We start from the raw sequence: 14,723 nt of genomic DNA on the forward strand, positions 1-14,723 counted from the left end.
ATCCTGATGTGTCTCTACCCAAAGGGGCCCGCCCCGATCTGGACTGACCGGAGGGTGCGACGAAGGAGTACCCGTAGGGAGGGAAGATCGGGGCCTCCAGGGCCCCGCTCGAGCGCGCCAGCGCTCCAAAAACCCAGCTCAGATGCGGCGCAGACCGTTCAGAAACGGGCAGCCGGCCAGTACCCGCACCGCGCGGCTCAGCGATTCGATGTCGTCGGCCGGGGTGGGGAAGGGCAGCCGGACATCGTGGTCGCCGTCGTTGCTCTCGACCCGGAGGGTGAGCCCGTAGCGGTCGATGGCCAGCGGATGCACCAGCCCGCCCCGCAGCCGAGTCGGCAGGTGGCGGGCCAGCTGGGCGACCACGTCGGCGTGATCCTCGGACATGTGTTGCAGCCAGGCGCTTTCCAGCTCGCAGAACGGGTCGGCCGTGGCGGCGCGCAGGTCGGCGTGGTCGACGGATTCGGCGCCTGCGGTGTCGGCCAGTACCGCCGAGTTCACCACGATCCGCAGCAGCGTGACGCCGTGCCCGACATCGAGCAGACCCGGATGCGGGTACTCCTTGGCGATTTCGACGGCGAGCGCGCGCTGCGCCTGCTCCGGTACCTGGCGCACCCAACCGCGCAACCACACCAGCGCCCGCACCGGCTCGCGCAGCGGCAGCGGCGCGTGATCGGTGAGTTCGAGGACCGCAGAGGTCTCGTTGGCCGTGGCGGCCAGCGCGGCCGCGAGTGAGGACCCGGGCACCGCGATCACCGCGTCGCCGCAACGGCGCAGGTGATGCAGCGTGGTGGGGACCGGGTCGATACCGGGGAGCGCGAGCACCGCAGTCTCGGCATGAGCGCACGCACTTCGCACCCGCTCGGCGGTGGTCGGCGCGAGGATCGTGGTGGGGCTCGACATGACAACCTCCGCGAACGTTTGATTAGGTAAACCTAAGCTAAGTTACAAACGTCCGACACGCAAGAGGACACCCCGATGAATCGAGCCGATACGGTGGACCGATGACGCACGACGACCACGGCGACGACCATTCCGCCCCCGCCGAACCCGTCCTGCTGAATCTGTCGGCCCCCGCCCGCCGCAGCCTCGTGGCCGACCTGGTCCGCCCCGACGGCAGTTCCCCCGCCCCCGTGGACGTCGACATCCCCGACCCCGACCTCACCGCCTTCCTGGCCGGCATCGCCCACGCCGACCACGGCTTCGTCGCCCGCACCACCAGCGGCCCCCGCGCCCTGGCCGTCGTCGCGGGCACCGTGGCCGCCCTCTGCGGCGAAGACATCCCCACCGCCCTCACCACCCCCGACCTCCCCTTCCTGAAATCACTGAAACCCGCCGCCATCGAGGCAACCCGCACCGTCCTCCTGGCCATCGAAACCCCCGACGAACAGGCCATCGCCGAGGCCTTGCGCGTCCTGGACTGACCCACCCCACACAGGGCACCCCGATGCGACTGGCCCTGCCCGCGACCGCCCGGGCCGGGTAGCCCGTGGATGTCTCTACCCAAAGGGGCCCGCCCCGATCTGGACTGACCGGAGGGTGCGACGAAGGAGTACCCGGAGGGAGGGAAGATCGGGGCCTCCAGGGCCCCGCTCGAGCGCGCCAGCGCTCCAAAAACACAGCCCCCAACTAACCCGGACCCGGTAAACCCCGATGCGCCCTCGCCGACCCCACCCGGCCGACCGCCACGCGGTAGCTGTGCACGATATCCCCGATCTTCGAGTCCGAAACCCCGCCGACGCCAGCCGCTAAAGTTGCAGTGTGCCGTCTATTGCGTATTTCGGGCCGTCCGGGACCTTCACCGAGATGGCTCTGGCGAAGTTCGAGAACTCGGGGGCCTTCGACGGGCCGGTCGAGCGGATTGCCGCGCCCAGTCAAGGGGCGGCGCTCGACCTGATCCGGACCGGCGAGGTCGACGGCGCGGTGGTGCCGATCGAGAGTTCGGTCGAGGGCTCGATCCCGGCGACCCTGGATTCCCTCGCCATCGGACCGCGCTTGCAGATCATGGCCGAAACCGAGCTCGAGGTCACCTTCACGATCTTGGCGCGCCCCGGCACCTCGCTGGCCGATGTGCGCACACTCGCCGCCTATCCCGTGGCGGCCGCGCAGGTCAGGGAGTGGGTGGCCCGGAACATGCCGGAGGCGCGCCCGTTCACCTCGGCGTCCAACGCGGCAGCCGCCGAAGACGTGGCCGCGGGCACCGCGGACGCCGCGATCTCGACCGCGCTGGCAGGCGAACGACTCGGCCTGCGGACCCTGGCCGCGGGGGTGGCCGACCACGACCAGGCCATCACCCGCTTCGTGCTGGTCACCCAGCCGGGCATCGCCCCCGCGGCCACCGGCGCCGACCGGACCTCCGTCGTCCTCGAACTGCCCAACGAGCCCGGTTCGCTGATGCGCGCGTTCGCCGAATTCGCCACGCGTGGGGTCGATCTCACGCGCATCGAATCGCGCCCGACCCGCACCGGCATGGGCACCTACCGGTTCTATCTCGACTGTGTCGGACACCTCGACGACCCGGCGGTAGCGGAGACTCTGAAGGCCCTGCACCGCACGACCCAGGTCCGCTTCCTCGGATCATGGCCCGCGACAGCGGCAGTCGGCACACCTCCGCCGTCGGACGAACCGGCCGCAGAATGGTTGACGCAATTGCGAAAGGGGGTCGCGGACCTATGACTACCCGCGCGAAACTGATTCTGGTGCGCCACGGCGAGACCGAGGGCAATGTCGCGAAGATTCTCGACACCGCCGTGCCCGGCCTGCCGCTGACCGAACGTGGTGTGGCGCAAGCGAAAGCGTTCGGCGCGGGCCTGGAGCGCGCGCCCCAGGTACTGGTGTCGTCGGACGCGTTACGCGCCCGGCAGACCGCGAGTCACATCGAAGAAGCCACCGGCACACCGGCTTACGTTCTCGACGGCCTGTACGAGGTGCAGGTGGGCGATCTGCACGGCCGCTCCGACCGGGAAGCGCACGAACTCTTCCAGCAGATCTATCGCGGCTGGCACCTCGGCGAACTCGACGTGCGAGCCCCCGGCGGCGAATCCGGCCACGAAGTGCTGGCCCGCATCCTGCCCGTTCTCGACGGCCTGCGCGAGGAATTCCTGACCGCCGACGCCGACGCCGACGTGGTGGTGGTGAGCCACGGTGCCGCGATGCGCCTGGTCGGCAAGGCGCTGGCCGGGGTGGCGCCGCCGTTCACAACGAACAACCACCTCGACAACACCGAGACCATCGAACTGCTCCCCACCGAAGACGGTGGCTGGGAATGCCTACGCTGGGGCAGATTCACCCCGCCGTTCACCATCAAAGCCGACCCCTCCGCCGACGACCCCATGGGTTAAACGCTCCGGCTGCGCCTACGGTTTACGGCTAAGTTGTGGGGGCGTTTGGTGGGCGGTTGCGGTGGGGCGGGGTGGGCTTACGCCGGGTTAGCGGCTGCCGCGGTAGGGAATTCGGTGCGGACCGGGAGGGACTCGATGAGGTCGGCTACCGCGGTGCGGAGGCGGGCGTTGGTGCCGCTGGCGATGGACGACCATTTCACGCCGTCGTCGGCGACGCTGGCGGTGATGATGAATCTGCCTGCGCGCGTGTTGAAGACGGCGATGTGGTTGTCCTGGACATCGCGGGTGCCGTCGCCATAGGCCACGCCGACGATCTCGGCGTAGGAGTGGATCTCCACCAGCGCCGAGGCCAGTGCTTGCGCGTCGGTAGCCGGATTGCCCACCTCGGCCAGGCGTTTCGTGGTGGCGGCCGCGTCGCCGGTGTCGCCGAAGATCGGCGCCAATTGTTCGGTGGGGGCATTCATCCCGTACAGCTCGAGCGCTTCGACTGGTCCGAGCGCCTGCAGCACCGCGCCGGGCAGATCGAGCCCGGCGTCGTCGATGACGTAGGACTGCGGCCCGCGCAGGGCGACGACCGCGCGGTCGTCGCCCTGCGCCAGACAGAATCGGTTGACCTGGCCTGCCACCACCCACCGCAGCGCGATGATCCACTGCGGCCGGTAGAGCACCCGCAGCCGTTCGGCGAGCTCGGGTGCCACCGCCTGGCCGAACAGCAGCTCGCGTTCGGCCAGGGCGGTCTGTGCCACGTTCATGGCGGCGTCGTGCGCGGTGACGTTGTCATAGCGGCCCATGGCGTCGAGCACCACGGGCATCTCGTCGAATTCCAGTTTCTCCAGGAGGAACTGCATGTCGTCGAGCGAGAGCACGACGGCGCCGAGCAGCGAACCTCCGCTGCCCGTGCCGAGAACCGTCACTTGGCCGTTCCGGCGAGGTCGGCGCCGATCACACCTTCGGCCGCGTAGCGACCGTCGGTGAACTCGTCGGAGCGCACGTAGTCGACGCCATCGTGCTCGTCGTCTTCCTCGCCCTTCTGCCGGTTGCCCATCAGCGGGTTGGTGCCGCTGTTGGCGTTGCGCACGGGTGCGCTCTCGACCCGGTTGACGACCGATTCCGAGACCGGCGCGCTCGCTGCCGCGTTCGAGGCGGGCGCACCCCAGCCCTCGGGCAGCTTCAGCGACCCCGCGCTGACGCCACCGAGACCGGCCGAGGTGGTGGCCATGCCGCCCACCGCGGTACCGGCGGCGCCGACACCCGCCATGACGGGCGCGGCGGCGGTGCCCGCGGGCACGGTGGCCGTGGCCGCCGAGATCGCGGAAGCGCCGATGTTGCCGACCGTGCTGACGCCGCCGGTGAGCACGCCACCCGCGGTGTTGGCCGCCTGGGTGGCCGCGCTGACCACACCGGGGTTGGAGACGAAGGCCTGCGCCGCGGCGACCGCGGTCTGCAGCGGATCGCCACCGCCGAAGTCGCCCTGCGAGGCGGAACCCGCACCGCTGGCGATGGCGGGCGGCATGGTGAACTCGCTGGGGACGGCGACGGTGGCCGAGGTAGCGGCCTCGTAGGTCTCCATCACCAGCGCGGCGCGGATGTCCATGGCATTGCGCGCGACTTCGGCGACCTCGAAGGCGCCGGAGACGACACCGGGCGGGTTGGCCGAAGCGGCCACCGCGCTGTTGGTGGCGACGATCTCGGGCAGGCTCGGCATCGCGATCGAGGCGACGGTGTAGGCGGTGGCGTTGGCCGCGCACTTGGCACTGATCGCCGCGGACGCGATGCCCTGCTGGCTGGCCCAGCCCGCGAACGGCGCCAGACGGGCGAGCACGGCGATGCCGTTGACACCCTGGAGGCCGACACCGACTTCGGCGATCACGCGCGTGATGGTGAAGGCGGCGTCGCCCCACGCGGCGGCCAGCGTGCCCCACGAGGTGGCGGCGGCGCTGATCGGGATCGCGTGTGCGCCCGCGTTGAGGGTGGTGGAGTTCACTTCGGCCATACGAGGCAGCCAGAACACCCCGGTGATCCCTGCGGTCATGTTTGTTTCTCCCCTGAGTAAATGATCGTCGACAGGATCTCGGTGCGACTACACCTGGACGGCGTTGATCGTCGCCGCGCGAGCCACGTCTTCCCCGATATGAGTGGTCAGCTGCGAGCGCAGGGTCGCGGCCGCGTGATGCAGCTCGAGGATCGCCTGGGCGACCGAACCGTCGTGCTTGCCCGCCGCGGTGTTGAAGTGGGTCGCCGCGAGCAGCGACACCTCTTCGGCGCCGGAAGGCAGCACGTGCGTGGTCGGCCCGGCGAGCCCGGCCGCGATGGCGAGGCGCTCGGCGAGCAGATCCAGCTCCGCGGATGCGGCGAGGACGATTTCAGGTGCAACGAGAACGTGTCCAACCATGACCCGACTCCTTCTGGTGGCGGCTATCGGGAACCACGAGAATTCCCCCTACGAGTACTAGGACGCGAGAGCGGTTCATTCGGTTCCATCGATTCCCCACCCAGTTTCGCTAACCCCATCCCAGCTCATGCAACCGGTCGTCGTCAATCCCGAAATGGTGTGCTATTTCATGGATCACGGTGATCGCGACTTCTTCGACCACCTCGTCGTCGCTGTTGCAGATGTCGAGAATAGCCTCACGATAGATCGTGATCGTATCCGGCAACGATCCGGCGTAGTAGCTGTCGCGCTCGGTGAGGGCGATGCCGTGGTACAGCCCGAGCAGCGACGGTTCCTCGTCGTTTCGGGGCTCTACCAGCACCACAACATTGTCTATGGCACTGGACAGCTCCGCCGGGATCTGGTCGAGGGCATCACTGACCAGCTCCTCGAAACGCCGCTCCGGCATCCGCTCGGACAACGTCACCTCGGCTGGGGCTGCGGCGGCAGTGGCGCGGCGCCCGGCAGCGGCGCCGGGGTGGAACGTCCGGTGTTGGGCGGGGGCACCGGGGCCTGTCCGTCGATCAGGATCTCGCCGCGGGCCGAGCCGACGATGGGCGCGAAACCCTCACGGTCGGCGCCTTTTCCGAGCCAGCAGTCCAATTTGTGGCTGCCCGCGAGCCAGCTGGCGGGCTCCAGATAGTCGAAGAACAGGGTGAGTGTCTTGTTGCGGATGGCATCGGGGCTGCCGAGGTAGTCGCCCGAGAGCCGGTTGCACTCGGCCTCGACGAACTTGTCCTGATCGGCTTCCGACGGCGGTCCGCCGGTGAAGGCGGTGGCCAGGTCGACGGTGCCGACGATCTCCACCGAGTGCGGCTGGGCGCAGTCGACCGGGTCGGTGGGCAGGTTCTGATTGATGCCGAGGCAGGTGCCGGTGGCATGGGTCTTGGACTGATCGCTCTCGGCGAGAGTGCCGGTGGTGGCCGGGCTCGTGGCGGTGGCCGCGACCTGGACACCGCAGCGCAGAGTCCGGTCGCCGTGCTGCCAACCGGCCGGGCTCGGCGACATCACATTCACCATGAACTTGCCGCGCGGGTCGAACCGGCCGCCCAGGTATTTCTGGACAGCGGTCACGCAGTGCTCGTCGCGCAGCTCGGTCATGCGCAGCGAATCGGGGTGACGGGTGCCGTCGGCGAACTCACGCCCCGGATAGGCGCTGAGGTCGATGACACCCGCCACCTCGAACAGGTGCTTGTCGCCGCAGCCCACCTTCACGAGGTCGCTGCGGTCGGGTTTGGACCAGGTCAGGCAGTCGCCCTGCGCGGCGCTGCTGAACTCTTTGTCACGCACCACCGGTTCGGCGCCGGGTTGGTGCGCTTCCACCTTGTCGGTGTCGAAGCCTGTCACGGCCATGGTGACCATGGCCGCGACGATCGCCCCGAGGGCGCCTATCAGCAGCCCCCAACGCAGTTTCGTCGCGGACAGGTGCAGGGCGCCGCCGCGACTGGGCGCGGCGGGTCCCTCGGCTGGGTTGCTCTGCTTCTTCGACATCGTCGACGAGTGTATTTGTCGCGGCGGACTGCCGGGTCAGCCCCGCAGAGCTGACACGAAGATGCCCGGTATGCGGCGCAGTTTGCCGTCGCCGTAGAAGTCGGTCAGTTTGCGTCCGGTGGAGGTGCCGGTCTTGTTCGAGACGAACCACGGCGGCTTCGGGGTCAGGGCGAATTCACCGCGCAGAATCGAGCGCGGAGCGGGGCGGAAGGGACCGCGGACCACGGTGCGTTCCACATCGTCGAGGAGGAAGGCGTTGTGTACGACGCCGATGCCGCTCTGGATGTCGTCGATGGTGTGGCCGGGGTAGGCGCCCCAGCTGGCGCGCGGCGTCAGGAACGCGAGACCGGTCCAGGCGTTGAGGGCGACGGTGCCGTAGCGCAGGTCCTCGATCGCGGTGTCGAGTTTCGCGCCGAGCTCGGTGATGGTCGCGGGGTCGGCGATGATGTTGGCGCCGAGCGTGCCCATCAGCTCCGCATTGGCGAAGTCGACCGCGTTGCCGAGGAATTCGGCCCCGGCGCCGGGGAGCTCGACCACGCCGAGCACCGGCGAGAAGTACTCGGTGCGCAGCAGCGGAGTGTCGCCGGCGGGCAGGTTCTCGACCAGGAGGCGGCCGTTGGCGCGGGCGGCGTCGGGGTAGCTCGCCAGCGCGCCCGCTACGCGGTTGTCGCTGCCCGGGTAGTAGGCGGTGCGCGCGGGAGCGTTGTCGATCGCGGCGCGCAGTTCGGTGAGGAACTGCTCCTTGAGCGGCCAGTCCGCGGCGAGTACCACCGTCTGCGCGGCGACACAGTTGTAGCCGCCGTTGTGCAGGCGCTGGGTGGCCACGTGCTCGGCCTGGAACTTCAGATCGGCGGCCGACCACTCACCGGGCACCACGATGCACGGCGCGACACCGCCGAGCTCGCTGGTGATCGGCTTGTCCAGGATGGGCTCGCCGGTCTTGTCCGCGCCCTGACCCCAGACGATCGCGTCGTGGGTCGGCGCGCCGCCGGTCATGTGCACGTGCGCGACCAGCGGATGGTTCACCAGGTAGCCGCCCTCGGGGGCCCCGCCGGTGAGGATGCGTACCACGCCGAGCTCGATGAACGGCGCGAAGATCGCCTGGAACACCGGCAGCAGCGGATCGGTGATCGGGTTGAGCTTGAGCGCGACGACGCGGTTGTTGGCGTAGAGCTCGTAGAGGGTGTCCAGCGGCGCGATCGACATGATGTTGCCCGCGCCGAGTACCGCGCCCACACCGTTGGTCTTCGCGGGGTCGCGCTGGGCCAGGCCGGCCTTGCGGCGCGCGGTCGCGGCATCGACGCCGGGCTTCAGCCACACGTCGGCGCTGAATCCACTCAGCAACAGCTTGTCGTAGACGCCGTGCGGTAGCGCGGGCACCGCCACCCGGCCGCCGGGGGCGGTGGTGAGGTCGACACCGTCGAGCGGGCTCGCGCCCTTCTCGAGCGCCGCCATCGACTCGCTCAGCGCCTGCGCGCCCGCGAGCATCGTCATCGGGCCCGACATCCACTCCTCCCCGAGCAGCGGGCTGTCGGCGTCGAGTTTCTTGATGGTGCGGGCGGCCGCGACCCAGGCCTCGGCGTCGCGGGCGGTGAGCGCGTGCAGTTCGTCGAGCAGTTCGCGGCGGCGACGCAGGTCGGTCGCGGCCCAGGTCTTTTCCCCTTGGGTGAGATCGGCGAGCGCGGTATCGATGACGGCGGTGTCGAAAGAGGTACTCACACCGCAACTATGCCCCTGTGCTGCCCGATTGGCACTTCAACTAGGCTGTTTTCTCATGATCGACCTCCGATTCCTGCGCGAGAACCCGGAAGCCGTCCGTGCCTCGCAGCGGACCCGCGGTGAGGACCCCGCGCTCGTCGACGCCCTGCTCGAAGCCGACGCCGCGCGCCGGGCCGCCGTGGCCACCGCCGACAACTTGCGCGCCGAACACAAGGCCATGGGCAAGGTGATCGGCAAGGCGAGCAAAGAGGAGCGCCCCGCGCTGCTGGCCGCCGCCACCGACATGTCCACCAAGGTCAAAGAGGCCGAGCTCGCCGAGAACGCCGCCGATGCCGAACTCGACGCCGCGCAGCGCGCCATCTCCAATGTCGTGCAGGACGGCGCGCCCGCGGGCGGCGAGGACGACTATGTCGTGCTCGAAACCGTCGGCGCCCCACCAGTTTTCGACTTCGAGCCCAAGGATCACCTCGAGCTGGGCGAGTCGCTGCACCTGTTCGACATGGAACGTGGCGCCAAGGTGTCGGGCTCGCGGTTCTACTTCATGACCGGCTACGGCGCGTTGCTGCAGATGGGTCTGCTGCAGCTGGCCGCGCAGAAAGCCGTGGCCAACGGGTTCACCATGATGATCCCGCCGGTGCTCGTGCGACCGGAGATCATGGCGGGAACCGGGTTCCTCGGTCAGCACTCGGCCGAGGTCTACCACCTCGAAGAGGACGACCTCTACCTCGTCGGGACCTCGGAGGTGCCGCTGGCCGGCTACCACTCCGACGAGATCGTCGATCTGAGTGCGGGCCCGAAGCGCTATGCGGGCTGGTCGTCGTGCTTCCGCCGCGAGGCCGGTAGCTACGGCAAGGACACCCGCGGCATCATCCGCGTGCACCAGTTCGACAAGGTCGAGATGTTCGTCTACACCACCCCTGAGCAGGCCGATGCCGAGCATCAGCGGCTGCTGGCCTGGGAGCGCGAGATGCTGGCCGCCATCGATGTGCCCTACCGGGTGATCGACGTGGCGGGTGGCGACCTGGGTAGCTCGGCGGCGCGCAAATTCGACTGCGAGGCCTGGGTGCCCACTCAGCAGACCTACCGCGAACTCACCTCCACCTCGAACTGCACCACCTTCCAGGCGCGCAGGCTCTCGGTCCGCTACCGCGACGAGAACGGGAAAGCGCAGATCGCGGCCACGTTGAACGGCACTTTGGCCACGACACGCTGGATTGTGGCGATCCTGGAGAACCACCAGCAGGCCGACGGTTCGGTGCGGGTGCCCGAGGCGCTGGTCCCGTTCGTCGGTACCGATATCCTGAAGCCGTAAGATGCTCAGTGTTTGCTGGCGACCCATTTGCCGGATGTGGCAAACACCCTGACCCATCAACATCTAGGCTGGTGCACGTGCGAGGAATCGGGGCGCGCGGCGATACCCGAACCCGGGTGCGGGCGGCATCGGCGTTGGCGACGGCAAAGGTCATGGCCAGGACAACGGGGGCGTTCTACGTTCTCGGTGGTGTCCTCGGCCTGATGATCACTGCCGTCGCGCCGGGCGACGACGGCAATCGCGCCGTGGTCGGCACCGCGGCGGCGATCTCGGTGGTTCTCGGTCTCACGCTGCTCGCGTGGGGTCCGCGGATGCCGCACGGCCTGCACCACGCCTACCTCGCCACCGCGGCGGTGCTCGTCGCGATCGCGGTGTACGACTTCCCCAACCTGGTCGGCGCCATCACCCTGGCCTCGTTCTTCGTCTTCGTCGCCTGCGACGCGGCGCTGTTCTTCGCCTGGACCCAGGCTGCCGCGCACATCGGTTTCGCGATGGTGCTGTGCCTGCTGGTGTTGCCCGCGCGCGGGTTGCCGTGGTGGTCCGGGCTGATCCCGGCCGGTGTCACCTTCGGTGCCGGCGTGGTGGTCGGCATCCTCACCAGGATGGCGTCGGAAGCCGATATCGACGTGCTCACCGGCCTGCTCAACCGGCGCGGTTTCGAGAAGCAGCTCAACCCGGCGATCGACGCGGCCGGTCGCGGCGGTCAGGGCATGGCCCTGGTGCTGGTCGACCTCGACCGATTCCAGAAGATCAACGATCACCTCGGCCACCGTGCGGGCGACGCCGTCCTGCAGCGGGTCGCCGATACCTGGCTCGACCTGCTCGCGCCCGGCCAGGTGCTGGCCCGCTTCGGCGGCGACGTGTTCGCGCTGCTGTTGCCCGGGACCACCGAGCAGGCCGCGATCCTGCTCACCGAACAACTGCGGGCCGCGGTGACCATGGGCTGCTCGGCCGGTGTCACCTCCTGGCAGCCGGGCGAGTCCGGTTCGCTGCTGGTCAGCCGGGCAGACGTGGGCCTGTACCGGGCCAAGCAGGCGGGCCGCAACCGCACGGTGCTGGAATCGTCGCGTCAGCTCCCACTGGCGGTGGAACTGCGCGAGGCCATCGACCGCGGTGCGCTCGACGTGCACTACCAGCCGATCGTCAGCCTCACCGAGGACGGCGGCCAGGCGGTCGGCGTCGAGGCGCTGCTGCGCTGGTCGTCGAGCGCGCAGCCCGAGGTCACCACCGAGGGCCTGATCCGTGTCGCCGAGGAATACGACCTCATCTCCGACCTGGACGAGCTGGTCCTGCGCCGCGCCTGCGCCGACGCCGCCCGCCTGCAGGAGAGCTTCGCGTCGCTGAACCTCACCCTCAACGTGAACGTCTCCGGCCTCGAACTGGCCGAGACCGAATACGCCGAGCGGGTCGCGACCATCCTGTCCGATACCGGCTGGCCCGCCGACCAGCTCGTCCTCGAGGTGACCGAGAGCGAACTCGCCGCCGAATCCCAGACCGCGATCACCAACCTGCACACCCTGCGCGACCGTGGCGTGCGCATCGCCATCGACGATTTCGGCACCGGTTACTCCTCGCTGAGCCGCCTGGCCACCATCCCCAGCGACATCCTCAAGGTCGACCAGTCCTTCGTCGCCGCCATCCGCTCCGATTCCCCCGCCCCTCCGCTGCTCAGCGTCATCGCCGCGCTGAGCAAATCGCTCGACCTGCAGGTCATCGCCGAGGGCGTGGAAACCGAATACCAGGCCGCCGTCCTCACCGAACTCGGCTTCGCCCTGGCCCAGGGCTACCACTACAGCGACTCGCACCCGGTCTCGGAGCTCATCAACGATCTCAACGACGGCCGTCCGCTGGTGAGCGCCACCGACGAGGACGATTCCCTTGCCGCCAACGGCTGGATCCCGCTCGGATAATCGCTTGACCCGGCCGGTCGTGGCGCGAACGATAGAACCCATGCGGATGCTCGTCTACGGCTGTTGATCTTTCCCGCTCCGGCACGCGGTGGCCTGGTTGAGGCGTGAGCCGACCGGCGTCGGCGACCTCACGGTGCGCGCGGTCCTGTTCAAGGGCACCCGCGACCTGCTACCGATCTATGCCCTCTACGGCGTTCTCTTCGCCGATCACGGGCTGAGTACCGCGCAGATCTCGCTGCTGTTGGCGATCTGGTCGGTGACGGCGTTCCTGCTCGAGGTGCCATCCGGCGCGTGGGCCGACACGGTGCCGCGTCGTCGCCTGCTCGTCCTGAGCTGTGTGTTGCAGGCCGCGTGTTTCACCCTCTGGATGCTGGTGCCGTCGTTCGCCGGCTTCGCGCTCGGCTTCCTCGTCTGGGGTATCGCGAGCGCACTGGAATCGGGAACCTTCGAGGCGCTGATCTACGACGATCTGGTCGCGCGCGGCGCACCGTCCGCCTACCCGCGAATCATGGGGTGGACGCGCGGTGCGCAGGAGAGCACCGTGCTCGTGGCGATCATCGCCGCCGCTCCACTCTTCGCCATCGGCGGCTATGCGCTGGTGGGCTGGGTCAGCGTCGGTGTCGGCCTCCTGCACACGCTGACCGCACTGGCTCTGCCCAGCGCGCCCGTCGCCATCTCCGCCACCGCTGTCGACGATCTCGAGGACGAGCCCGCACCCGGACCGGTGGGCCCGCACGTCAAACCGGGAGCGGTGGCGCCACAGTCGAGTTCGCCCGGTTCCACCTCGTCGCGCTATCTCGCCATGCTCAAAACCGGTCTCGCCGAAGCACTTCACGTCCGCCGCGTGCGTCGAGGCGTGCTGCTCGGCGCGCTGCTGTACGGTGTCACCGCCTTCGATGAGTACTTCGGCTTGCTCGCGGTGTCCGGCGGCGCGTCGACCAGTACGTCGGCGCTGCTGGTCGGCGTCACCGTCGCGGGTTCGCTGATCGGTTCGCTGCTGGCGGGCCGCACCGAGGTCGTGTCGGCTCGCACGTTGGCCGTCGCGCTGTTCGTCGCCGGAATCCTGTTCATCGCGGGCGCGTTGGCGGTCGGGGTGGCGGCGGGCCCCGCGCTGGTCTGGGTGGGATTCGTCGGCATCGGCATCGCCTACGGCATCGACTTCAACGCCGAGGTCATCGCGGGTGCGCGGCTTCAGGATGCGATCGAGGGCCCGGCCAGAGCCACCGTCACCTCGGTGTCCGGGCTGCTCTCCGAGATCGTCGCGCTGGGTGTGTTCGCGTTCGTCGCGGCCGCGACGCAGTGGCTCGCGATGTCGACGACTATCGCGCTGCTCGGATCGGTGTTGCTGGTCGCCGCCGCGTTGACGCCGACCTGGCTGCCGTCGCGTCACGGCACCGAGCGTGGTAGGACTGAGAACGCAACCCCTGAGCAAGGGGGAGACTTCGGGTAGCTTCCCACCCACCTCGCACCAAGGACGCCCATACGTGACGCCGACCGCCAACCGTCGAGGTCCCGGACGAGCGACGAGCTTCGCTGGGAGGCACAAGACCGTCGGGCTCGTGTTCGGGTTCGCTATCGGGGCGGGAGTCGCGGTACAGGGTCGGATCAACGGTGCGCTGGGTGCGCGGCTGGCCGACGGGATCGCGGCGGCCACCATCAGCTTCGGCACCGGGCTCATCGCTCTGCTGATCGCCTTCGCTGTCAGCCCGGCGCTGCGCGCGGGCGTCACCAAGGTGCGTGTGGCGGTATCGGAGGGCAGGTTGGCGCCCTGGCAGTTGCTCGGCGGATTGTGCGGCGCGTTCTTCGTAGCGGCACAGGGACTCACCATCGCGGCGATCGGCGTCACCGCGTTCACTGTCGCGGTGGTCGCGGGCCAGCTCCTGAGCAGCCTCGTGGTCGACCGGCTCGGCCTCGCCCCGAACGGCCGAACCCCGATCACCGCGTGGCGCCTCGTCGCGGCCGCGCTCGGCATCACCGGGGTCGTGCTCTCGGCAGGCGGCAGTTCCGCCCCGGCCACCGTCACCACCGGCGTCCCGGATATCCCAGCCCTGCTCATCGTCCTGCCCGCCCTCGCGGGCATCGGTCTGGCCTGGCAACAGGCGGTCAACGGCCGGGTCGGCGCCACCGGCGGCCCCTTCACCGCCACCCTGCTCAACTTCGGCGTTGGCCTGACCGCGCTGCTCCTGCTCGACCTGTACACCCTGGCCACCACGGGCCTGCCCACCGAATTCCCCACCGACCTCTGGCTCTACACCGGCGGCTTGATCGGCGTCGCGTTCATCGCCCTGGCCGCCGTGACGGTCGGCCTGATCGGCGTCCTGCTGCTCGGCCTCACCTCGGTGGCCGGCCAGCTGGTCGCGGCGATGGTGCTCGACGCCGCCGACGCGAGACTGTCGCTCACCACCGTTGTGAGCTGTGCGATCGTGCTGGCGGCGGTGGTGGTGGCGAGCCGGAGCAGTCGCTGACCCAGACGCTGAAATGCTAGGTTTCAGGCGAACTGCGGCTGGGATCTCGGCCGTTTC

At 69.2% G+C, this 14,723-nt stretch carries 14 protein-coding genes; 7 read left to right on the top strand and 7 right to left on the bottom strand.

The features are described from left to right. Positions 1-138: 138 nt before the first annotated feature. On the bottom strand, positions 139-900 hold the full coding sequence (locus ACWFRF_RS11425; protein WP_266294944.1) for a DUF2470 domain-containing protein: 762 nt from the start codon (positions 898-900) through the stop codon (positions 139-141). Positions 901-1,001: 101 nt separating this feature from the next. Here ACWFRF_RS11425 and ACWFRF_RS11430 point away from each other — a divergent pair, with 101 nt between their 5' ends. From ACWFRF_RS11430 to ACWFRF_RS11440, 3 genes are all read left to right on the top strand, one after another. Then, the gene (locus ACWFRF_RS11430) at positions 1,002-1,421 is read left to right on the top strand and encodes a hypothetical protein (protein ID WP_452449815.1); all 420 of its coding nucleotides are present in this window, start codon (positions 1,002-1,004) and stop codon (positions 1,419-1,421) included. A gap of 337 nt (positions 1,422-1,758) precedes the next feature. Then, the gene (gene pheA, locus ACWFRF_RS11435; RefSeq protein ID WP_387445997.1) at positions 1,759-2,673 is read left to right on the top strand and encodes a prephenate dehydratase; all 915 of its coding nucleotides are present in this window, start codon (positions 1,759-1,761) and stop codon (positions 2,671-2,673) included. Continuing rightward, the gene (locus ACWFRF_RS11440; protein ID WP_452449817.1) at positions 2,670-3,338 is read left to right on the top strand and encodes a histidine phosphatase family protein; all 669 of its coding nucleotides are present in this window, start codon (positions 2,670-2,672) and stop codon (positions 3,336-3,338) included. The genes pheA and ACWFRF_RS11440 overlap by 4 nt, the downstream gene beginning before the upstream one ends. A 77-nt stretch (positions 3,339-3,415) precedes the next feature. Here the strand turns inward: ACWFRF_RS11440 and ACWFRF_RS11445 are convergent, their stop codons facing one another. From ACWFRF_RS11445 to ACWFRF_RS11470, 6 genes are all read right to left on the bottom strand, one after another. Beyond that, a complete protein-coding gene (locus tag ACWFRF_RS11445) occupies positions 3,416-4,252 on the bottom strand; it encodes an ESX secretion-associated protein EspG (protein WP_379313865.1) in 837 nt (278 codons plus the stop codon). Then, positions 4,249-5,370, bottom strand: a complete 1,122-nt coding sequence (locus ACWFRF_RS11450) for a PPE family protein (RefSeq protein WP_452449818.1) — start codon at positions 5,368-5,370, stop codon at positions 4,249-4,251. Before ACWFRF_RS11450 ends, ACWFRF_RS11445 begins: the two co-directional genes overlap by 4 nt. Positions 5,371-5,418: 48 nt before the next feature. After that, entirely contained in the window at positions 5,419-5,730 is a 312-nt protein-coding gene (locus ACWFRF_RS11455; protein ID WP_378637867.1) for a PE family protein, read from the bottom strand. A 109-nt stretch (positions 5,731-5,839) separates the two neighbouring features. Continuing rightward, positions 5,840-6,178: a metallopeptidase family protein gene (locus tag ACWFRF_RS11460; protein WP_378661368.1), complete on the bottom strand. Its 339-nt coding sequence runs from the start codon at positions 6,176-6,178 to the stop codon at positions 5,840-5,842. 14 nt (positions 6,179-6,192) lie between these two features. After that, positions 6,193-7,260, bottom strand: coding sequence for a septum formation family protein (locus tag ACWFRF_RS11465; RefSeq protein WP_387445995.1), 1,068 nt, complete (start codon positions 7,258-7,260; stop codon positions 6,193-6,195). 36 nt (positions 7,261-7,296) lie between these two features. After that, on the bottom strand, positions 7,297-8,979 hold the full coding sequence (locus tag ACWFRF_RS11470; RefSeq protein ID WP_379313862.1) for an aldehyde dehydrogenase family protein: 1,683 nt from the start codon (positions 8,977-8,979) through the stop codon (positions 7,297-7,299). A 55-nt stretch (positions 8,980-9,034) separates the two neighbouring features. On the opposite strand from ACWFRF_RS11470, the gene serS reads away from it, so the two are divergent. The 4 genes from serS (at position 9,035) to ACWFRF_RS11490 (ending at position 14,666) form a co-directional block, all read left to right on the top strand. Then, positions 9,035-10,291 (top strand): serine--tRNA ligase, encoded by a 1,257-nt coding sequence (serS, locus tag ACWFRF_RS11475; RefSeq protein WP_452449820.1) that lies wholly within the window; start codon positions 9,035-9,037, stop codon positions 10,289-10,291. A 77-nt stretch (positions 10,292-10,368) separates the two neighbouring features. After that, complete coding sequence (locus ACWFRF_RS11480; RefSeq protein WP_378637876.1) at positions 10,369-12,201, top strand: putative bifunctional diguanylate cyclase/phosphodiesterase; 1,833 nt, start codon at positions 10,369-10,371, stop codon at positions 12,199-12,201. Positions 12,202-12,289: 88 nt separating this feature from the next. Next, positions 12,290-13,651: an MFS transporter gene (locus tag ACWFRF_RS11485; RefSeq protein ID WP_452449821.1), complete on the top strand. Its 1,362-nt coding sequence runs from the start codon at positions 12,290-12,292 to the stop codon at positions 13,649-13,651. A 109-nt stretch (positions 13,652-13,760) separates the two neighbouring features. After that, positions 13,761-14,666: a DMT family transporter gene (locus tag ACWFRF_RS11490; protein ID WP_449966858.1), complete on the top strand. Its 906-nt coding sequence runs from the start codon at positions 13,761-13,763 to the stop codon at positions 14,664-14,666. Positions 14,667-14,723 lie beyond the last annotated feature (57 nt).

It is taken from the genome of Nocardia sp. NPDC055165 (assembly GCF_053606985.1).